The following is a 19,194-nucleotide window of genomic DNA, read 5'->3' as shown; positions in this document are numbered from 1 at the left end:
CGGTCTCACTCCTTTGTGAGGGTTTGCCAAAGCTGTTCATAGCCAGGCCCTTAGTTCCCACAGCAGCGGGAAGTAGTGCAAACGCGTTCTGCCGCGCAGATAGGGGGCACCTGTCGAGCCGCCGGTGCCCGACTTGGTGCCGATTTGGCGTTCGACCATCTGGACATGACGCATCCGCCACTGCGCGGCGGTCGCGTCGTGCGTCAGCAGGTCTTCGGCCAGTTGCCACAGGTCGTCGTACGACCCGCGGTCCCTCGCCACGGCCAGCAGCGAGCCCATGATCTCGTCGTCGGAGACCGGCAGGCCACGCTGGGAGAGGGCGGTGAGGTAAGCATCCCACAGCGTGGGCTCCTCCAGCCTGCGGCGCAGCCGTGCGAGCTCCGTGTCGCTGGCGTGCCTGAAGCTGCCGAGATAGCGCTCGTCCTTCAGCCCGGACAGGAACTCCAGCTCCCGGAACTGCACCGACTGGAAGCCGCTGGCGGGCGCCAGCTTCTCCCGGAACATGAGGAAGTCCTGGGGCGTCATCGTCTCCAGGACGTCCACCTGCTCGATCAGCACCTTCTCGACCGCGTGCACCCGGCGGAACAGATGCCTGGCCCGCCAGAGCTTGCCGGCGAACATGGCCTCGCGGGCGTTCTCCAGCTCGTGGAGCAGCAGCTTGAACCACAGCTCGTAGACCTGGTGGATCGTGATGAAGAGCAGCTCGTCGGGCGCTTCGGACTGCGGCCGTTGCTGTGCGAGAAGTGCGGGCAGGCGAAGATAGCCGCCGTACGACAGCCGGCCGCCTTCCTCGCCGAACCGCCGATGCGGGGGAACGGGCGCATCTCCGTCGATGCCCACCGAACACCTCCCCCTGACCGTCCGGTCACGCTACACCGGACGCAATGCCTCGCCGTACCGATACCACCCGAAAAGGGCACAGACGTCAACGTACAGACGTCAGCGTGACATCGACCTCGGGGGGTCGTCGTCGGAGGCTGCGGGAGCGTTCTTGAGCTCGTCGAGCTCTTCCGGAAGCTCGGCAAGCTCAATCAGCTCCGCCTGGCATCTCTCGCAAGTATCGAGGTGGCGCTCGAAGGCCTCGTGCTCGTCCTCATCGAGGACTCCGAGGACATAGGCAGCCACCTCGTCATGCATCAGCCGGCTACCCCCTTGTCCCGCAGCAGTTCGCGGAGAGCCCGGATCCCGTAATAGAGCCGGGACTTCACCGTGCCCGGCGGTATCCCCAGTATCTCCGCCGCTTCACTTATCGTACGGTCTCGGAGGTAGGTCTGCTCTATGACTTCCCGGTGTTCTTCAGAGAGGCTGCGAAGGGCGTCGGCGACGACCATCCGCGACAGAGCTCGCTCCGAGCCGTCGGGTACGGCCATCATGTCGACTTCGGGCGGCTCGACCTCTTGAGGCCGGACGCTCTTCCGTCGACGTCCATCGATAACGATGCGGCGGGCTACCGTCAGTAGCCACGCCCATATAAGGCTTGGTTCCCACTGCAGTCTTGCCGAGTTTTTCCAGGCTCGGACGAGCGTCTCCTGCACCACGTCTTCGGCCCATTGAAGGTCGTTACCTGTCGATTTGCGTACGTGGCGCAGCAGAGGGCCGCCGAACTCCTGGTAAAGCACCGCGATGCGATGCTCCGCCTCGGCATCCGCACTCTCGAACCTGCCGTCGAGGTGACCTAGCACGGGGCACATCTTTACACCTTCGTTATCTCAGCGGTAGCCACTCCGATAACTCCAGTCATTTCTAACTATCTCCGGCCATGTGCTGAACCAAGCCCGAGAGACCCGCGTACCTCCGACCATGCACAGGCTTTTGCGCGGTGGCGAGCTGTTCATGCTCGGTGGCTTCGTCGTGGCGGCCGCGGTGACGATCGTGCTGGTCATGCCGCCTTCGATCGATCCCGCCGCCACTGCGGCGACCCAGACCTCATCGGGGCCCGTCACGGCCGCCGACCGTGACCTGCTCGTCAAGGTGCGGCAGGCCGGCCTCTGGGAGATGCCCGCGGGCGAGTATGCCCAGACCCGCGCCGAGTCCCAACGCGTCAAGGAAGTCGGCAGGCTGATCATGCAGGACCACCAGAGGCTGGACCTGCTGACCCGTCAAACCGCCAAGAAGCTCGGGGTGGCAATCCCCAGCGAGCCCAATGCCGACCAGCAGAGCTGGATGGCCCAGCTGGCCGCAGAGCGCGGACCCGCCTTCGACAAGGACTACGCGAACCTGTTGCGTGCCGCGCACGGCAAGGTCTTCACCGTCGTGGCGAGCGTACGGGCCGGCACGCGCAACGCGGAGATCAGGAAGTTCGCCGAGGCAGGCATCAACTTCGTCATGCGCCACATGGCGCTCCTGGAGTCCACCGGCCTGGTCGATCACACCCAGTTGCCCGAGCCCCCGACGCCCCCACCAGCTCCACCCGTCGCGATGGCGGTCGAAAAGAGGAGAGACGCATGACGAGATCAAGACGCATGGCCGCGACCATGTCCGCGTTGGCCGTGGTGGCTAGCGGATTGGTGTCCGCGGCCGTCATCGGCGTCGGCCCGGCGCGCGCCGACCACTGCGACCCGGCCCAGGCCGCCCAGGAGCAGCAGCAGGGCCAGCGGAACCGGAACAACAACCAGGATCAGAACCAGGACCAGGGCCAGCAACAAGATCAAGATCAGCAGGGACAGGATCAGAACCAGCAGCAGCAGGATCAGAACCAGAACCAGGATCAGAACGGCCAGAACCAAGACCAGAACCAGCAGGACCAGAACAACAACCAGCAGCAGAACGGCCAGCAGCAGGACCAGAACGGCGACCAGCAGCAGAACGCCGACCAGCAGGGCCAGGGCGGCGGGCGCGCCGTGCTCGACCCCGCCCAGGACCCCGACGCGGAGCAGACCGCCCAGGACCCCGACCCGGAGCAGACCGCCGAGACGTTCGGCCGCCGCAACCGGCCGACCAGGAACCCGGGCCAGGGCAACAACGGCAATAACGGGAACAACGGCAACAACGGGAACGGAACCGCTTCCCCTTCCCCCACGGCGTCCCCCACGGCGGGCGGTGACGAGGAAGAGTGCGCCGATCTGGGTCCGTTCCCCGAGGACTTCGTCGACATCCGCCAGGTAGCGCCGCGTCAGCTTGACGCCCGCATCGGCAGGGGCGGCTCGCGCGGCTCCTTCGTCTCCCAGTGCGGGACGAACCGCAACGGCCACAACAACCCGGACAACTTCATCGTCGCCCCCGGCGTGAGCAACGGAGCCCACCACCTCCACGACTACGTGGGCAACCTGTCAACGGACGGCTTCTCCACGGACCAGAGCCTCGCCGCCGCGGGCACCACGTGCCGGCTGGGCGATAAATCCACCTACTTCTGGCCGGTCCTTCGAGACCGCAAGGTGGACGCGAACACCGATGACCCGGACGGCAACGTCGGCCAGGTGCTGCGTGCCCGCTCCGTGACGCTCCAGTTCCGCGGCAACGCCTCCTCCCAGGTCGTCGCGATGCCGAGGTTCCTCAGGCTGATCACCGGTGACGCCAAGGCCGCCACCAACGGCGCCGGCAACGCCAGGGCCGCCTGGTCCTGCACGGGATTCCAAAATCGCATAAGTCCCGACAAATATCCGCTTTGCCCGCGCGGCAGCCAAGTCGTTCGTATTCTGGACTTCCCTAGCTGCTGGGACGGCCAGAACACTGATAGCGCCAATCACCGAACGCACGTGGTCTTCCCTGGACAGGGTGGCGCCTGCCCGCAAGGAACCAAGGCGGTGCCGGCTCTGCGCATGACCCTCACGTACACCGTGCCGCAGGGCCCGTCATACGCCGTGGACGCCTTCCCTGAACAGAAGCACAACCCGATCACCGACCACGCGGACTTCGCGAACGTGATGCCCGATCGGCTGATGCAGTTCGTCGTCTCTTGCATCAACCGGGGCCGCCGATGCTGATCTGAGAGCCCTCACGGGCTACCCAGCCTTCCGAGTCGCACCCTCACCCGACCTTGGAGGGAACCTTAGATGCTCCACAGACGACACCCCCGGCACACTCCCACCAAGTTAGACACGCGCAGTGTCCGACTGGGAGCCAGCGCCATGGTCATGGCCGTCGTGCTGTCGGCGTTCGCGCTGACCAGGACGGACCGCGGCATCGCGATCCTCGGCCGGGTGGTCGCCTTCCTCGAGTTCTACGCGGGCGTGATGGCCCTGGTGACGTTCACCGCGACCGTCGCGCTCGGGATCATCACCACCGAGCGGGTCTTCCTGTCGCCGGTCAACCGGGTCAGGTCGCAGCTCGCCCACAAGGCCTTCGGCCTTCTCGGGATGATCTTCCTGATCACACACATCTCACTCATGATCAGCCTGGGGCACGTGCCCCCGGGCGCGGCGGTCGTCCCCATCGCGGGGATCAACAAGGGTCTCGGCATCCTGGCCTTCGACATGATGATCGTGGCTGTGGTCACGGGGCTGCTCAGGAGGCGCTGGGCGGCGAAGGCCAGGCCATGGATGTGGCGAGTGATGCACTCGGTCGCGTACCTGGGCTGGCCCGTCGCCATCATGCACGGATTGACGGCCGGCCGCCCTCCGGCCGGCTGGGTGGCCTGGTCCTACGTGGCCAGCATCGCGGCGGTCGGCGGAGCGCTGGTCATCCGCGTGCTGGCCGCGGCCTTCCGTCCGCCGATCACACTCGAGAAGATCCAGGGGCCGGCGGTGACCAACCCCGCCGCCATGGGCGTGCCCGCCGAGCAGCCGCAGAAGGTCGCGGCGGGGAACGCCGCCGCCGCGGCGGCAGCGGCCGCGGCCGCGGCCACGGGCCCGAGAAGGAACGCACCGGTGAGCCTCGCCGAGCGGCGCAGGTATCGGGAGGCCGGATGAGACCGCCTCAGAAGACCCGGTTGACCCCCGCAACCCGACAGGAGCGATCGTGATTCCGGCCCGAGTGCCGCGGGTCTTACGGATGGGTCCGGCCCGGCTGACCGCCGGGCTGGACCAGACCCGCCGACTGGATCTTCCCGCCCACCGCACCCTCCATGGCTCCCCCAAACCGCGCGACCTGGACCAGCTCATCTCGATGGCCAACGAGGTGGACATGCGCGGCCGTGGCGGGGCGGCGTTCCCGTTCGCGCGCAAGCTGCGGGCCGTCGCCGACGCGGTGGGCTCGAGCGGCGAGTGCGTCGTCCTCATCAACGGCGCCGAGGGCGAGCCGGCCAGTTCCAAGGACGCCATGCTGCTCACCCGCAACCCCCACCTGGTCCTCGACGGCGCCGTGCTGGCCGCCGAGGCGCTGGGCGCCCGCGAGGTGGTTCTCGCCACGGCCGGCGGCGAGGTCGCCGAGGCGTCCGTCAACGCCGCCGTGGACGAGCGCCGGGCCGCGAACGTCGCCGGAGGCGCCGAGAGCCGCATCCCGATCCGGGTGGTCGGGATCAAGGAGCGGTTCATCTCCGGGGAGGGCGGCGCCCTCGTCAACGCCGTCAACGGCGAGATAGGCATCCCGCCCGGGCGCAAGAGGCGGGCGGCGATCAGCGGCGTGGACGGGCTGCCGACCCTGCTGTCCAACACGGAGACGTACGCGCAGCTGGCGCTGCTGGCCGAGCTCGGCCCGGAGAGGTACGCCGAGGTCGGCACCCCCAAGGAGCCCGGCACCATCCTGCTCACCGTCAGCGGCGGCGCGGCCAACGGCGCGGTCATCGAGGCGCCGACGGGCACGTACCTGGCGGACGTGCTCGCGCTCACCGAGGCCGACATCGGCGACGGGGTGCTCATCGGGGGCTACCACGGCGCGTGGCTGTCGGCCGAGGTCGCCCAGACGGCCGTGATCTCGCGCGAGGGCATGAAGCTCGCCGGCGCGACTCTTGGGGCCGGGATCATCGTCCCGCTCGGCGAGTCGACGTGCTCGCTGGGCGAGGCCGCCCGGGTCACCTCCTACCTGGCGGGCGAGTCGGCCGGCCAGTGCGGCCCGTGCCGGCTCGGCCTGCCGGACCTGGCCTGGGCCATGAACGCGCTGGTCGAGGGCAGCGGCTCCGTGGACGCCGTACGGCGCTGCGTGCGCGGCGTCGAGCGGCGTGGGGCGTGCTTCCACCCGGACGGCACGGCCAAGTTCGTGCTGTCGGCGCTGGACGCGTTCGAGAGCGAGATCGCTCTCCACCTGGAGCACGGTTCGTGCGGCCGGCCGGTCCGCGGCGCGCTGCCGATGCCCGAGCCCGAGAAGGATTACGTGGAGTACCGGCTGGAGGTCGACTGGTCCCGCTGCGCGGGCCACGGGCTCTGTGCCCACCTGCTGCCGGAGTTCGTGGAACTGGACGACTACGGGTTCCCGTCGTTCAGGACCGTCCCGGGCTGGATGGCCAAGGAGGCGCGGCGCACGGTCGAGATGTGCCCCGCGCTGGCCCTGCGGATGGTCCAGACCACGGGAGACGGTCACGGTGGCCCGGCTCCGAAGCCGTCCGGCTCGCCGCTGCGGCTCGTCAAGGACGGAGTGCTCAAGAAAGCCGAGAAGAGCGGCCCGCCGCGGCTCACCCGGGTGGGCTCCGCCACACCCAGGAACGCGTTCGGAGGGAGCGCCGGGTAAGCCCGAAGTGATGGAGATGTGACCAAACCTGGCGGGTCACCCGGACGTCTCACCGATCGGCTCAACACCGATCACCACGGAGGCGTCCATGGACCGCCGGGACTTTCTGCATGTCGCCGCGCTCGCCCCGCTGGCCGCCACCGCGCGGCCTACCGGCACGTCCGGGCTCTCCGCGCCGCCGCCCAACTGGGCGAGGCTGCGCAGACAGCTGAAGGGCACGCTCGTGCTGCCGGGCGACGCCGGATATGACACCGCGCGCCGCCTGTACAACCCCGCCTACGACCGGATCCGGCCGGGCGGGGTCGCTTACTGCGCGAACGCGGCCGACGTGTCGGCGTGCGTGACGTTCGCGCGCACGAGCGGCGTGCCGGTCACCACCCGCTCGGGGGGTCACTCCTACGCGGGCTGGTCCACGGGCACCGGGCTGGTGATCGACGTGTCCAGGATGAGCTCGGTCGCCTATGCGGGCGGCCGGGCCACGATCGGCGCGGGCGCCAAGCTGATCGACGTCTACGACCGGCTCGCCCGCCACGGCGTGAGCATCCCCGCGGGGTCCTGCCCCACGGTCGGGGTCGGCGGTCTCACGCTGGGCGGCGGCATCGGCGTGGTGTCGCGGAAGTACGGGCTCACGTGCGACAACCTCCAGTCGGTACGCGTCGTCACGGCCGACGGCCGGACGCTGGACTGCGACGCCTCGCGCAACGCCGGCCTCTACTGGGCCTGCAGGGGCGGTGGCGGCGGGAACTTCGGCGTGGCGGTGTCCTTCACGTTCAGGACGTTCGCGGCCCGCGACGTCACCGTGTTCTTCCTGCACTGGCCGTGGGCCAAGGCGGGAGCCGCGGTCAAGGCGTGGCAGTCGTGGGGGCCTTCGGCGCCGGACGAGCTGTGGTCCTCGCTGCACCTGGGGCGCTCGGGCGGCGGCCTGGACGTCGCGGTCGTCGGCACGTACGTGGGCGGCAAGCGCGCGCTCGACCGGCTGCTGGCCCCGCTCGTCGCCAAGATCGGGCAGCCCTCCTCCCGCTCGGCCCGGACGGTCCCCTATCTGGACGGCATGAAGATCATGGGCGGCTGCGCGGCCATGTCGATCGACGAGTGCCGGCGGATGCCGCGGGAGGCGTTCGCGGCCAAGTCGCACATGGCTTACCGGAAGCTGCCGGCGGACGGCGTGCGGGCGCTGGCGAACGGGGTGGAGCGCGGCGGGCGGCACTCGGTGCTGCTGGACGCCATGGGAGGGGCCATCGGCCGGGTCGGTCCCGCGGACACGGCGTTTCCGCATCGGGCGGCGCTTTACAGCGTGCAGTATTACGCGGAGGGGACGGATCGGCGGTGGCTGCGCGGGCTACATTCCGACATGTCCCCATTTTTCGGTGATCATGCTTACGTTAATTACATCGACCCCGATTTGAGTAATTGGCGGAATGCGTACTACGGGCCCAATGCGGCCCGGCTGGCCGAGGTGAAGTCCACTTACGACCCCGGCCGGCTGTTCCGGCTGCCCCAGGGCATCTAGATCTGTCCGCGTACGTACACCGGCTCCCCCTCCTTCACCATGTTGTACACGCGCACGGACGTCGACAGCGGCATGCGTACGCAGCCGTGCGAGGCCGGTCTCAGCGGCACCTCCGTCGAGCCGTGCATGGCGATGCCGCCGACGAAGTAGAGCGAGTTGAACATCGAGCCCAGCCGGCTCGTCGTCCAGCCGGGCGCCTTCCTGGTCACGCGGAAGTCGCCCACCGGCGTGACCGCGTTTCCGCAGTGGCCCTTCTCGCAGTAATGCACCTCGGCCCCGGTGGAGATGTGGGTGACCAGCGCCGGGCGGTGGTCGCGATAGATGGTGAGCAGCTGGTGGGTCAGGCTGATCTCGACCCGGTCGGCGCCGCCCTGGGGCACCAGGGGGCGCAGGCCCTTGCTCCGCCTGAGCGCCGCCCACGTCTTCGGCCCCACTTCGCCCCTCGGCACCATTCCCCTGCTCTTGTGGAACCCCCAGACGGCGTACCTCGTCTGCTCGTCGTAGATCCCGTGCGCTTGACCGAAGTAGAAGCCGCCGTCGTGCAGCCGCCGCTGGAGCTGCCTGACCGCCTCGCCCCGGTCGCCCGGCCTCAGCACACCGATCCTCCCGGCGCGGGCGCCCTTGACGCCCTTGACCGTCTTCACCGCCTCCGGCACCGGCTTCACCACCGGGTCCGTGGTCACCTCCGGCACCGTCATCACCGCCGGGACACCCGTGTCGGCCTGGACGCCCGTGTCCCCCTGCGAGGGCTCGTCCGCCAGGGCGGGCGCCGCGGCCAACAGCGGCAGAAAACATCCCGCGGCCAACGCCGCCATTCCCCTTATGCTCATAAATCGACGCGTACCCAGATCGCCGATAATTCACATCCAACGGGAGGTTTTGTCAAGCAAAGTCCGCCGGAATATCAATCCCGGTAAATACCGGCATTTCCCCTCTATTCGTGATCCGGTCACGCGTCGCGGTACCGGAGGAGCAGACCGCCGCCCACGAGGGAGGCGGCGGACCACGTGGCGAGGACGCCGAGACCCGCCCACGGGCCGACGGGGAGGGAGGCGAGATCCACGGTCGTCTGGACGGCCAGCCCGGCGTTCGTCGGGGACAACGTCCACAGGAGCCGCTGCACCTCGGGGTCGGACACCATGAGGATCGCGACCGGGAACACGTACAGGAGCCCGATCACGACCCCGGCGGCCGCGGCCGAGTCGCGTACGGCGGTGGCCAGGCCGAGGCTGAGCAGCGAGATCAGCACCAGGTACAGGACCGAGCCCACGGCGGCACGCAGGGTCGGCCCGTCGGCCAGGGACAGCGGCGGGTAGCCGTGCGCGGCCGTGAAGCCGCTGCCCGGCAGCAGGAGCCGCCCCGCCAGCACGGACCCGAGCACGGCGAGGGTCCCCGCGCCCAGCGTGAGCCCGCCGACCACCACCGCCTTGGCGGCCAGGGCGGTGGCCCGGCGCGGCATCGCGGCGAGGCTGGTGCGGATCATGCCCGTGCTGTACTCGCCGCAGACCGCCACCACGGCCAGCAGGGCGACCATCGCCTGGCCCAGCTGCACCCCGACGAGGCTGATCTTGGCGGCGTCCTGCCCGCAGCCCGCCGCCGCGCAGGACACGACGGCCGCCGCGAGGGCGCTCAGGGCCACGGTCAGCACGACGGCCCCGGCCAGCAGCCACCCGGGCCCGGCCACCGTCCGGAGCTTGGTCCACTCGGCGTGCACCTCGCGTCTCATACGTCCCTCCGGCGCAGTCGATGGGCGGCCAGGGCCAGGGCGAGTGCGGCGTAGGCGCACAGGACCGCGAAGCCCACCCAGGGCGGCAGCGGGAAGAAGCCCTCCGCCGGGGCGAAGCGGACGGTCATCTGCTCGTACGTGACCATGCTCTGCTGGATCGCGAAGCCCGCCGCCGGAGTGATCCGCAGCAGCCACCGCGCCGCCTCGTCGGGCAGCAGGGAGGTGGTCGCCAGCAGGTACGGGACGACGATCGCCACGATGGCCGCGATGACGGCCACGGCGCTGCGCCGGAACAGCGACCCGAGGGCCAGCGCGAAGACCGCCGCCACGGCGAGCAGCGCGGCGGTCCCGATGATCAGCCGCAGCGCGGTGAGCGGCGTCAAGGGCGCCAGGACGTTGCCGTTGCCCGCCAGGAGAGCCCGTCCGACCGGCACCGTGACGGCGGCGGCGACCAGCCCGAAGACGAAGGCGGCCGCGGAGATCACGACAGCCTTGGCCGCCAGCGCCCGGCCGCGCCGCGGGCTGGCCAGCAGGGTGGTGCGGATGAGCCCGCGCCGGTACTCGGCGGTGACGAACGCCACCGCGACCACGATGACGACGACCAGCCCCGCCAGCACCCCGGTCAGCACGCGCTCGGCGGGCATGCCCTCCATGGTCGGCGCGATGTCGCCGACTCCCGTGATCCTGAACGTGTCACCGGACCGCACGAGCCCGCCCGGATGGTGCGGGGTGCCGTCGGCCTCGAGCGCGACGCCGATGTCGTCGCGGGTCCACGTGCCCCCGGCCGCCACGCCCCGCAGGCTGACCTGGTCCATGTCGGCGGTGACCTCGGCGAAGCGGGAGGCCGTCGCGGCCCCGCCGATCACGTTGGAAGTCACGGTCAGGTCGCCGGGAGAGGCCGCGAACAGCCCGATGCGGACCCTCCCGGTGGCCATCCGGGCGGTGCCCACCCTGGTCCACCGCGAGCCGTCGGCCGACTCCTCGCCGACGACCGTCTCGCCGGTACGGGTCAGCCGCAGCCATCGCGGGGCCCCGCCGGGCAGCCCCGCCACGTCCTCGGTGAAGTCGTGCTGCATCCGCACCCCGTGGCTCCCGGTGACCATCATCGCCGCGTACGCGGCTCCCTGGCGGACGCTCTGCTTGATCATGACCCCCGCCTTGGCCCACGGCGTGACGCCGGGGACGACGTTGCGGACGCCGGGCGTCACGTCGGGCTTGCGGAGCTGCCCGGTCATGGAGTTCACGCGTACGGTGATGCTGCCGTCGCCGTCGAGCTGCTGATGCACGAAGTAGAAACGGTCCTCCACGGCCTCGCCGCCGGGCCCGGTCGGCGGCGCCGGACAGGGCACCTCGATCGGCCCGTTCATGCAGGAGGAGCGGCTGCCGGTCGCGAAGAGCACCCCGAGCAGGACGATGAGCAGCGTCGTCAGCGTCAGGCCCGCCATCCAGCCGCGTACCGTGCGCAGCTTGGTCCACTCGGCCCGCAGCAGCTGCGCGAAGCCGTCGCGCCCGGCCCGCCGGCCCGAGCGGTAGGGGGTCGCGGTGGTCATCGCGCCGCCCCCTTGAACTCGACCGCGTCCCTGGTGAGGTCCAGGTACGCCTCCTCCAGCGACGCCCGGTGGGCCGCCACCTCGGAGAACGGCACCGCCCGCGCGCCGAGCAGCCGCACGATGTGCTCGGCCGCCAGCCCGGAGACGACCAGCGTGTCGCGATCGGTGACTGTCACGGTGCCCCCGGCCGCGGCCAGCACCGTCATCGCCTCCGGACGCGCCTGCGTGCGCAGCGTGACCCGGTCCTGTGAGGCGGTCGCGATCAGGTCGGCCACGCTGGTGTCCGCGACGACCCGGCCCCTGCCCACCACCACGAGATGGCCGGCGGTGTCCTGGAGCTCGCTCATCAGGTGGCTGGACACCAGCACGGCACGCCCCTCCGCGGCCAGCGACCTCAGGAAGCCCCGGATCCACACGATGCCCTCGGGGTCGAGACCGTTGAACGGCTCGTCCAGCATGAGCACCGGCGGGTCGCCGAGCAGCGCCGCGGCGATGCCGAGGCGCTGGCGCATGCCCAGCGAGTAGCCGCCCGCCCGGCGCCGGGCCACGGGCGTCAGGCCAACCTGCTCGATCACCTCGTCCACCCGCCTGGCGCCCAGGCCCTGGGAGTGGGCCAGCCACAGGAGGTGGTTGCGCGCGGTGCGGCCCGGCTGCAGCGCGGCCGCGTCCAGCAACGCGCCGACGTGGCTCAGCGGGCTGCGCAGGCTCGCGTACGGCCGCCCGCCGACCAGGGCGTGGCCCTCGTCGGCCGCGTCCAGGCCGAGCACCACCCGCATGGTGGTGGACTTGCCCGCGCCGTTCGGCCCGACGAACCCGGTCACCTGGCCGGGCAGCACGGTGAACGTCATCCCGTCCAGCGCCCGGGTCCGGCCGAACTGCTTGCGCAGGCCGCTGACTTCGATGGTTGCTTCCACGGCACGCACACTAGGCAGCGGCCCCGGCCTGAGTCGTCACGCGGCGGAGCGATCTGCGGCCTCGCTGGCGCCAGCTACGCCTCGTCCCTCTTACGAGGGATGCCACAATTGCCCGCGCCCGGGACAATGACCTGGTGGAACGAGTGCAGGACCGGAGGTGGAGCCGCGTCGTCGCGGTGCCGGTCGCGTGGGCGCGCCGGTTGGGGGCGGCCGTGCCGTACGGTCCCGCCGTGGCCCGGCACCTGCCGGTCGTGCTCGGGGTGGCGCTGGCGGTGCTCGCGGTGGCCGAGTCGATCACGCAGGCCGGGAGCGCGTCCCCGCTCTCGGAGACCGTGAGCGCGCCGGTGGGCGGCCGGCCCGTGAGCCCCGACGCGCTGCCGCCGGCCGGTGACAGCACGGCCCCGCTGCTCCTCATGGTCTTCCCCCTGCTCGCGCTGGCCACCACGCTGCCGCTCCCCCTCCTGTGGGCCCAGCCGTCCGTGGCGGCGCTCCTGGCGACCGGGGCGGGCGCGCTGTCGGTCCTGGCCTTCCACACGCTGACCGTGGCGGGCGCGGTGGCGCAGCTGATCGCCGGCTACCGGGCCGGCCGCCACGGCGCGCCGGCGGCGGCCGTGCTGGTCGCGGTGCCGTACCCGGTGCTGGCGGTGGCGATCGGGCCGGGCGAGCGCGTGCGGGCGCTCACGCTGCTGCTCGCCTGCCTGGCCCCGGCGGTGGCGCTGGCCGGGATCGCCGTACGGGCCCGCCGCAGGGCCCGTGCCGACACCGCCGCGCGGCAGGTCATGGCCGACAGCCTGGTCGAGCACACCGCCCGCGGCGAGCGCGCCCGCATCGCCCGCGAGCTGCACGACGTGGTCGCCCACCACATCTCCATGGTCGCCGTCCAGGCGGAGACCGCCCGGCTGGCCGTCCCGGGCATGCCGGAGGCGGGCGCGGAGCGGCTGCTGGCCATCGGCGACACCGCGCGGGCGGCGCTGACGGAGATGCGACGGCTGCTCGGCGTGCTGCGCGAGGACGCCGAGGCCGAGTCAACCTGGCGTCCGCAGCCGGGGCTGCGCCTGCACGAGCTCAACGAGCTGCTCGACGAGTCGCGCGAGGCGTCGGGCACGAGCACCCGGCTCGTCCTGCGGGGCTCGCCGGTGGAGCTCGATCCCGGCGTGGAGCTGGCCGCGTACCGGATCATCCAGGAGGCGCTCACCAACGCGCGCCGCCACGCGCCCGGGGCCGCCGTGGACGTGGAGCTCGACTACACCGGCCCTGACCTGCTCCTGCTCGTCCGCGACAACGGCCCGGGGCCGTCGAACACGGAAGGCGGCGGGCCCAGTGGCGGGCCCAGTGGCGGGCCCAGTGGCGGGCCCAGTGGTGGGCCCAGTGGTGGGCCCAGTGGTGGGCACGGCCTGTCCGGGATGCGCGAGCGCGCCGCGGCCGTCGGCGGCGAGCTCCGCACGGGCCCCGCCCAGGGCGGCGGGTTCCTCGTGGAGGCCCGCCTGCCCGGGCGGGACGAGGAGGGCGGATGAGCGAGCCCGCCAGGCTCAGGATCGTGATCGCCGACGACCATCTGGTGGTGCGGACGGGGTTCGCCGAGTTGCTCGACACCCAGCCGGACTTCGAGGTCGCGGGCACGGCCGCCGACGGGGCCGAGGCGGTGCGGGTCTGCCGCGAGCTGTCCCCCGACGTGGTGCTCATGGACGTGCGCATGCCGGTCATGGACGGCATCGAGGCCACCAGGCGCCTCAGCGGCGGGCCGAGGGTGCTCATCCTGACCACGTTCGACCTGGACGAGTACGTCTACGACGCCCTGCGCGCCGGAGCCAGCGGCTTCCTGCTCAAGGACGTCACCGCCGAGCGCCTCTTCGACGCCGTACGCGTGATCGCCGCCGGCGAGGCGCTGCTGGCCCCGGCCGTCACCCGCCGCCTCATCAGCGAGTTCGCCCGCATGGGCGGCCCGAGACCGGAGGCGGCGGGGCTGTCCGCGCTGACCCCGCGCGAGACGCAGGTCCTGCGCCTGGTCGCCGAGGGCCTGTCCAACCCCGAGATCGCGGCCCGGCTGGTGGTCACCGAGGAGACGGTCAAGACCCACGTGAGCCGGGTGCTGAACAAGCTCGGCCTGCGCGACAGGACCCAGGCCGTCGTCATGGCGTACGAGACGGGCCTGGTCGTGCCGCGCGGCCGGCCGTGAGCGTCAGAAGTCGAACTTGTCGATGTTGTCCTTGTTGAACACGGTCGGCTTGCCCAGCAGCACCTCGCCTTTGGCCCCGATCGTGTACTCGCCGAGCTTGCCGGCCTTGAACTTCTCCCCTTCGGCCCCGGTGATCTGCCCGGACGCCAGTGCCGCCGCCGCGTACGAGGCCAGGTAGCCCAGGTCGGCCGGGTTCCACAGCTCGAACGCCTCGATGGTGCCGTCCTTGACGAACTTCCTGAGCTGGTTGGGGGTGCCGAGCCCGGTCAGCTTGACCTTGCCCTTGGACGGCGAGTCCGACAGGTAGCGGGCCGCCGCGGCGATGCCCACGGTCGTGGGCGAGATGATGCCCGCCAGGTCCGGATACGAGCGCAGCAGCCCCTGCGTCTCGGCGAACGACTTGTCGTCGTCGTCGTTGCCGTAGGCGACCTTGACCAGCTCCATGTCCTTGTACTCGGGCTTCTTGAGCTCGTCCTTCATGAAGTCGATCCAGGTGTTCTGGTTCGTCGCGTTGGGGGTGGCGGAGAGCACGGCGATCTTGCCCTTGTGCCCGATCTGCTCGGCCAGCAGCTGCACCTCGGTCCGGCCCAGGTCTTCCGGGCTGGCCTGGTTGACGAACACGTTGCGGCCCTCGGGGGCGGTGTCGGAGTCGTAGCTGACGACCTTGACCCCGGCGGCCATGGCCTGCTTGAGCGCGGGCACGACGGCGTTCGGGTCGTTGGCGGAGATGACGATGGCGTCCTGCTTCTGCTGCATCAGCGTGTTGATGTAGGACACCTGAGAGGACGCGCTGGCGTCGGACGGCCCGACCTCCTTGCCCTCGCCGCCGAACTCCTTGGCGGCCTCGATCCCGCCGCCGTCGGCGATCGTGAAGTACGGGTTGTTGACCTGCTTGGGCAGGAAGGCGATCTTCAGTCCCTGCTTGAGCGGGGCGTTCGGATCGGCGGCCGGGGCCGACGAGGCGGCGGCCGTGGCGGAGGCGGAGGACTGCTGTGCCACGTCGCTCTTGGTGGTGCCGCCGCAGGCGGCCGTCAGCAGGACGAGTCCGGCAAGGAGCGCCGTTGGCCGCCAAGGGGTGCGCGTTGTCATGAAGCGGACTTCCCTTCCACTTGTGGTGATGTGCGCCGCCGCCATACCGCCCCCAAGTTCGGCGCCAGCACGGATGCGACGAGCAGCAGGCCCGTCACGAAGTTCAGGACCTCGTTGGCCACGTCGGCGAGGATGAGCGCGTTGCGCACGACGCCGAGCAGCAGCACCGCCATGAGGACTCCGGGCAGCGTGCCGCGACCGCCGAAGATCGACACGCCGCCGAGCAGCACGGCGGCCACCACGGCCAGTTCGAGCCCGACGCCGTTGTCCGCCCTGGCGCTGGCATAGCGGAACGTGTAGACGAGGGAGGCCAGCGACGCCATCACCCCGGAGGCCACGAACAGCCAGAACTTGATCCGCTTGACCCGGACGCCCGCGAAGTAGGCGGCCTCCACGTTCGAGCCGAGCGCGACGATCGAGCGGCCCAGCCCGGTCGCGTGCAGCAGCGTGGCCGCCACCCCCGCCAGCACCGCGACCAGCACGGACGCCAGCGGGATCGGGCCGATGGACGCGGTGGCCAGGCTCGTGTACGCGGGCGGCAGGTCGGCCACCGCCTGGTCGCCCAGCATGACGTACGCCAGGCCGCGGAACAGCGCGAACGTCCCGATGGTGACCGCCAGCGAGGGCAGGCCGAGCCGGGTCACGAGCAACCCGTTGAACGCGCCGCACACGGCACCCACCAGCAGGCAGATGGGCATGATCGCCTCGATCGGCAGCCCCGCGTTCCACAGCCAGCCGAGCACCGCGCACGACAGGCCCAGCGTGGAGGCCACCGACAGGTCGATCTCGGCCGCCACGATGACCAGCGTCATGGTCAGGGCCATGAGGGCGATCTCGGTGGTGTCGAGGAGCAGGAAGGAGACGTTGGACCCGTTCGCGAAGCCGTCCACGCCGAGCGAGGCCCACAGGCACACGCCGACGAGCAGCACGAGGATGAGCCCCTCCCACCGGCGCGCCATCCGAGCGAGATCAGCTGCCATCGGCGGTCCTCCCGGAGGCGGGGTCGGCACGGTGAGCGGGGTCGGCGGGAGCGGCGGGGTCTGCGCGGCCGGCAGGGTCGGTGGGGTCTGCGGGATCGTGGAATCTGCGGCGGCGCAGGGCCGCGGCGACGCGAAGCGCGAGCACCCGGTCGAGGACGATGGCGGCCAGCAGCAGGGCGCCGTTGATGGCGGTCTGGGCGAGCGCGTCCACCCGGAGCACGGCCAGCGCGCTGGTGATGCCGGTCAGCAGCAGGGCCCCGAGCGCCGCCCCGTACACCGTGCCGCTGCCGCCGAAGATGGCCACCCCGCCCACCACGACGGCGGCGACCACGTCGAGCTCCTTGCCGGTCGCCACGGTGGCGTCCACGGTGCCGAAACGGGCCGCCCACATGACCCCGGCCAGCCCAGCCAGTGCCCCGTTGGCCACGAACGCCGCGATGATCCTGCGCCGCACCCGGATCCCGGCCAGCACCGCCGCCTCGGGGTTGGAGCCGATGGCGTACAGCTCGCGCCCGGCGCGCAGGTTGCCCAGCATCCACCCGACCACCAGCAGCACGACCAGGGCGACCAGCGCGAGCAGCGGCACGCCGAGCACCGAGCGCGTCCCCAGGGACAGGAAGCCCTCGGGCATGTCGGCCGCGTTCACCTGGCGTCCGCCGGCCCAGGCGAAGTCGATGCCGCGGAAGGCGTACAGGGTGCCGAGGGTGGCCACCAGCGCGGGCACCTTGGCCGCCCCGACGAGCAGCCCGTTGACCGCCCCGCACAGGGCGCCGAGCACCACGCAGCCCGCGATCACGACCGGGATCGGCACGCCCGGGTGGTCGGCCAGGATCAGCGCGCCCCCGAACGCCGACAGCCCCACCACGGAGCTGACGGACAGGTCCACGTTCCTGGTGATGACCACGAGCGTCTGGCCGACGGCGAGCATGGCGACGATGGCGGAGTTCAGCAGGATGTCGCGCAGGCTGGCGTAGGTGAGGAAGGACGGGTTGACCGCGCCGGTGACGCCGAAGAGGAGGCCCAGCGCGACCACGATGCCCAGCTCGCGCACCCGCGCGACGCGGTCCACGAGCCGCCGCCCGCCGTTGCGGCGCACGGCCTCGGTCCTGGTGGCGGTGGCGGTCACGCGAGGCTCCTTCCGGTGGCGGCGGCCATCACGCTCTCCTCCGTGGCGTCCGCGCGCGGGATCTCCGCGGCCAGCCGTCCCTCGTGCATGACCAGCACCCTGTCGGCCATCCCCAGCACCTCGGGCAGCTCGGACGAGATCATCAGCACCGCCACCCCGCTCCCGGCCAGCTCCGACAGCAGCCGATGCACCTCGGCCTTGGTGGCCACGTCGATCCCGCGGGTCGGCTCGTCCACGATGAGCACCGAAGGCCGGCGCGCCAGCCACTTGGCCAGCACGACCTTCTGCTGGTTACCGCCGGACAGCACGTTCACGGCGTCCGTCAGCCGCGCGAACTTCAGCCGCAGCCGCACCGCCCAGTCCCGGGCCCGCTCCCGCTCGGCCGCCCGGGAGACCAGCGGTCCCCGGCGCACGTCGGCCAGGCCGGCGAGCCCGATGTTGCGCTCGATGGACAGGTCCATGACGAGCCCCTGCTGCCGCCGGTCCTCGGGCACGAGGGCCAGCCCCGCCGCCATGGCCGCCGTGGGGCTGGCGGGCCGCAGCCGCCTGCCGGCCACCTCGACGCTGCCCGCGTCCCAGCGGTCGATGCCGAACACGGCCCTGGCCACCTCGCTGCGCCCGGCCCCGACGAGCCCGGCCAGAGCGACGATCTCGCCCCGCCGCACCTCGAAGGACACGTCGGTGAAGACACCCTCGCGGGTGAGCCGGCGCACCTTGAGCGCGACCTCGCCGGCCTCCGTCTCCTGCTTGGGGAACAGGGCCTCCAGCTCCCTGCCGACCATGCGGCGTACCAGGTCGTCGGGGGTGATGCCGGCGATCAGGTCCTCGGCCACGTACGCGCCGTCACGCAGGGTGGTGACCCGCTGGCAGAGGTCGAAGATCTCCTCCAGCCGGTGCGAGATGAACAGCAGCGCGCAGCCCTGCGAGCGCAGCGTCCGGGCCACGCCGAACAGCCGGGCGACCTCCGTGCCCGACAGGGCGGCGGTGGGCTCGTCCATGACGAGCACCCGCGTCTGCCGCGACAGCGCCTTGGCGATCTCCACGAGCTGCTGGTCGGCGATCGACAGGCCGCGGGCCGGCTGGTCGGGGTCGAGGTGCACGCCGAGCCGCCCGAACAGCTCGGCGGCGCCGGCGCGCATGGCCCGCCGGTCGATGCCGAGGCGGCCGCGGGGCTGCCGGCCCATGAAGATGTTCTCCATGACCGACAGGTCGGGAAAGAGGGTCGGCTCCTGGTAGATGACCGCGACCCCGGCCCGCTGCGCGTCCGCGGGCCCGCCGAACTCCACCGGCTCGCCGTCCAGCAGGATCCGGCCCGAGTCCGGCCGGTGCACGCCGGACAGGATTTTCACGATCGTCGACTTGCCCGCGCCGTTCTCCCCCGCCAGCGCGTGGACCTCGCCGGGGAAGAGCTCAAGAGAGACCTCGCGTACGGCGCGCACCGCGCCGAACGCCTTGCTGACCTGCGAAAGGGATAGAACGGGAGTCTCATTCATTGCCGCACTCCCGGCAAAATCGTTTTAAGCGGTGGGAGGACGGTAAATCAGCGAGTGGCGAAGCGTCAATGCCTGGCCAATACAAGTTTC

18 protein-coding genes are annotated in these 19,194 nt (G+C 71.3%); 7 read left to right on the top strand and 11 right to left on the bottom strand.

The window, feature by feature from the left end:
* Positions 1-36: 36 nt before the first annotated feature.
* The 3 genes from ACIBI9_RS13690 to ACIBI9_RS13680 all read right to left on the bottom strand — a co-directional run bounded on the left by ACIBI9_RS13690 (position 37) and on the right by ACIBI9_RS13680 (position 1,691).
* Positions 37-840, bottom strand: a complete 804-nt coding sequence (locus ACIBI9_RS13690; RefSeq protein WP_397222319.1) for a tryptophan 2,3-dioxygenase — start codon at positions 838-840, stop codon at positions 37-39.
* Between the two features lie 99 nt (positions 841-939).
* Positions 940-1,137 carry a zf-HC2 domain-containing protein gene (locus ACIBI9_RS13685; RefSeq protein ID WP_397222318.1) on the bottom strand — a complete coding sequence of 66 codons (198 nt, stop codon included), beginning with the start codon at positions 1,135-1,137 and terminating at the stop codon, positions 940-942.
* Complete coding sequence (locus tag ACIBI9_RS13680; protein WP_221519425.1) at positions 1,137-1,691, bottom strand: sigma-70 family RNA polymerase sigma factor; 555 nt, start codon at positions 1,689-1,691, stop codon at positions 1,137-1,139. Before ACIBI9_RS13680 ends, ACIBI9_RS13685 begins: the two co-directional genes overlap by 1 nt.
* A gap of 109 nt (positions 1,692-1,800) precedes the next feature.
* On the opposite strand from ACIBI9_RS13680, the gene ACIBI9_RS13675 reads away from it, so the two are divergent.
* The 5 genes from ACIBI9_RS13675 (at position 1,801) to ACIBI9_RS13655 (ending at position 8,050) form a co-directional block, all read left to right on the top strand.
* Positions 1,801-2,448, top strand: a complete 648-nt coding sequence (locus tag ACIBI9_RS13675; RefSeq protein WP_397222317.1) for a DUF4142 domain-containing protein — start codon at positions 1,801-1,803, stop codon at positions 2,446-2,448.
* A complete protein-coding gene (locus tag ACIBI9_RS13670) occupies positions 2,445-3,923 on the top strand; it encodes a DUF1996 domain-containing protein (protein WP_397222316.1) in 1,479 nt (492 codons plus the stop codon). The genes ACIBI9_RS13675 and ACIBI9_RS13670 overlap by 4 nt, the downstream gene beginning before the upstream one ends.
* A 144-nt stretch (positions 3,924-4,067) precedes the next feature.
* Positions 4,068-4,847: a hypothetical protein gene (locus tag ACIBI9_RS13665; protein WP_397222315.1), complete on the top strand. Its 780-nt coding sequence runs from the start codon at positions 4,068-4,070 to the stop codon at positions 4,845-4,847.
* A 49-nt stretch (positions 4,848-4,896) separates the two neighbouring features.
* Positions 4,897-6,540 carry an NADH-ubiquinone oxidoreductase-F iron-sulfur binding region domain-containing protein gene (locus tag ACIBI9_RS13660; protein ID WP_397222314.1) on the top strand — a complete coding sequence of 548 codons (1,644 nt, stop codon included), beginning with the start codon at positions 4,897-4,899 and terminating at the stop codon, positions 6,538-6,540.
* An 88-nt stretch (positions 6,541-6,628) separates the two neighbouring features.
* Positions 6,629-8,050, top strand: a complete 1,422-nt coding sequence (locus ACIBI9_RS13655) for an FAD-binding oxidoreductase (protein WP_397222313.1) — start codon at positions 6,629-6,631, stop codon at positions 8,048-8,050.
* On the opposite strand, the gene ACIBI9_RS13650 is transcribed toward ACIBI9_RS13655, so the two are convergent.
* The 4 genes from ACIBI9_RS13650 to ACIBI9_RS13635 form a co-directional block, all read right to left on the bottom strand.
* Complete coding sequence (locus ACIBI9_RS13650; RefSeq protein WP_397222312.1) at positions 8,047-8,865, bottom strand: L,D-transpeptidase family protein; 819 nt, start codon at positions 8,863-8,865, stop codon at positions 8,047-8,049. The two genes, ACIBI9_RS13655 and ACIBI9_RS13650, sit on opposite strands and share 4 nt — an antisense overlap.
* A gap of 134 nt (positions 8,866-8,999) precedes the next feature.
* The gene (locus ACIBI9_RS13645; protein WP_397222311.1) at positions 9,000-9,776 is read right to left on the bottom strand and encodes an ABC transporter permease; all 777 of its coding nucleotides are present in this window, start codon (positions 9,774-9,776) and stop codon (positions 9,000-9,002) included.
* Positions 9,773-11,326, bottom strand: coding sequence for an ABC transporter permease subunit (locus tag ACIBI9_RS13640; RefSeq protein WP_397222310.1), 1,554 nt, complete (start codon positions 11,324-11,326; stop codon positions 9,773-9,775). Before ACIBI9_RS13640 ends, ACIBI9_RS13645 begins: the two co-directional genes overlap by 4 nt.
* Positions 11,323-12,240, bottom strand: coding sequence for an ATP-binding cassette domain-containing protein (locus ACIBI9_RS13635; RefSeq protein ID WP_397222309.1), 918 nt, complete (start codon positions 12,238-12,240; stop codon positions 11,323-11,325). Before ACIBI9_RS13635 ends, ACIBI9_RS13640 begins: the two co-directional genes overlap by 4 nt.
* 134 nt (positions 12,241-12,374) lie before the next feature.
* On the opposite strand from ACIBI9_RS13635, the gene ACIBI9_RS13630 reads away from it, so the two are divergent.
* Entirely contained in the window at positions 12,375-13,754 is a 1,380-nt protein-coding gene (locus ACIBI9_RS13630; RefSeq protein WP_397222308.1) for a sensor histidine kinase, read from the top strand.
* Positions 13,751-14,416: a response regulator gene (locus tag ACIBI9_RS13625; protein WP_397222307.1), complete on the top strand. Its 666-nt coding sequence runs from the start codon at positions 13,751-13,753 to the stop codon at positions 14,414-14,416. The genes ACIBI9_RS13630 and ACIBI9_RS13625 overlap by 4 nt, the downstream gene beginning before the upstream one ends.
* A 3-nt stretch (positions 14,417-14,419) precedes the next feature.
* On the opposite strand, the gene rhaS is transcribed toward ACIBI9_RS13625, so the two are convergent.
* From rhaS to ACIBI9_RS13605, 4 genes are read right to left on the bottom strand one after another with little or no spacing between them, the layout of a single operon-like run.
* Positions 14,420-15,505 (bottom strand): rhamnose ABC transporter substrate-binding protein, encoded by a 1,086-nt coding sequence (gene rhaS, locus ACIBI9_RS13620; protein WP_397222306.1) that lies wholly within the window; start codon positions 15,503-15,505, stop codon positions 14,420-14,422.
* The gene (locus ACIBI9_RS13615) at positions 15,502-16,485 is read right to left on the bottom strand and encodes an ABC transporter permease (RefSeq protein ID WP_397222305.1); all 984 of its coding nucleotides are present in this window, start codon (positions 16,483-16,485) and stop codon (positions 15,502-15,504) included. Before ACIBI9_RS13615 ends, rhaS begins: the two co-directional genes overlap by 4 nt.
* Positions 16,475-17,611, bottom strand: a complete 1,137-nt coding sequence (locus tag ACIBI9_RS13610; RefSeq protein ID WP_397222304.1) for an ABC transporter permease — start codon at positions 17,609-17,611, stop codon at positions 16,475-16,477. Before ACIBI9_RS13610 ends, ACIBI9_RS13615 begins: the two co-directional genes overlap by 11 nt.
* Positions 17,608-19,104, bottom strand: a complete 1,497-nt coding sequence (locus ACIBI9_RS13605; RefSeq protein ID WP_397222302.1) for a sugar ABC transporter ATP-binding protein — start codon at positions 19,102-19,104, stop codon at positions 17,608-17,610. Before ACIBI9_RS13605 ends, ACIBI9_RS13610 begins: the two co-directional genes overlap by 4 nt.
* Between the last annotated feature and the right edge of the window lie 90 nt (positions 19,105-19,194).

Source organism: Nonomuraea sp. NPDC050451, assembly GCF_044458585.1.
The sequence above is the reverse complement of the archived record's forward strand: the minus strand, read 5'-3'. Positions and strand labels throughout refer to the sequence as shown.

Coding starts and splice junctions, on each gene's coding strand:
- ACIBI9_RS13685 (WP_397222318.1), bottom strand. CDS start 1,137: ATGCATGACGAGGTGGCTGCCTATGTCCTCGGAGTCCTCGATGAGGAC.
- ACIBI9_RS13680 (WP_221519425.1), bottom strand. CDS start 1,691: ATGTGCCCCGTGCTAGGTCACCTCGACGGCAGGTTCGAGAGTGCGGAT.
- ACIBI9_RS13675 (WP_397222317.1), top strand. CDS start 1,801: ATGCACAGGCTTTTGCGCGGTGGCGAGCTGTTCATGCTCGGTGGCTTC.
- ACIBI9_RS13670 (WP_397222316.1), top strand. CDS start 2,445: ATGACGAGATCAAGACGCATGGCCGCGACCATGTCCGCGTTGGCCGTG.
- ACIBI9_RS13665 (WP_397222315.1), top strand. CDS start 4,068: ATGGTCATGGCCGTCGTGCTGTCGGCGTTCGCGCTGACCAGGACGGAC.
- ACIBI9_RS13655 (WP_397222313.1), top strand. CDS start 6,629: ATGGACCGCCGGGACTTTCTGCATGTCGCCGCGCTCGCCCCGCTGGCC.
- ACIBI9_RS13650 (WP_397222312.1), bottom strand. CDS start 8,865: ATGGCGGCGTTGGCCGCGGGATGTTTTCTGCCGCTGTTGGCCGCGGCG.
- ACIBI9_RS13645 (WP_397222311.1), bottom strand. CDS start 9,776: ATGAGACGCGAGGTGCACGCCGAGTGGACCAAGCTCCGGACGGTGGCC.
- ACIBI9_RS13640 (WP_397222310.1), bottom strand. CDS start 11,326: ATGACCACCGCGACCCCCTACCGCTCGGGCCGGCGGGCCGGGCGCGAC.
- ACIBI9_RS13625 (WP_397222307.1), top strand. CDS start 13,751: ATGAGCGAGCCCGCCAGGCTCAGGATCGTGATCGCCGACGACCATCTG.
- rhaS (WP_397222306.1), bottom strand. CDS start 15,505: ATGACAACGCGCACCCCTTGGCGGCCAACGGCGCTCCTTGCCGGACTC.
- ACIBI9_RS13615 (WP_397222305.1), bottom strand. CDS start 16,485: ATGGCAGCTGATCTCGCTCGGATGGCGCGCCGGTGGGAGGGGCTCATC.
- ACIBI9_RS13605 (WP_397222302.1), bottom strand. CDS start 19,104: ATGAATGAGACTCCCGTTCTATCCCTTTCGCAGGTCAGCAAGGCGTTC.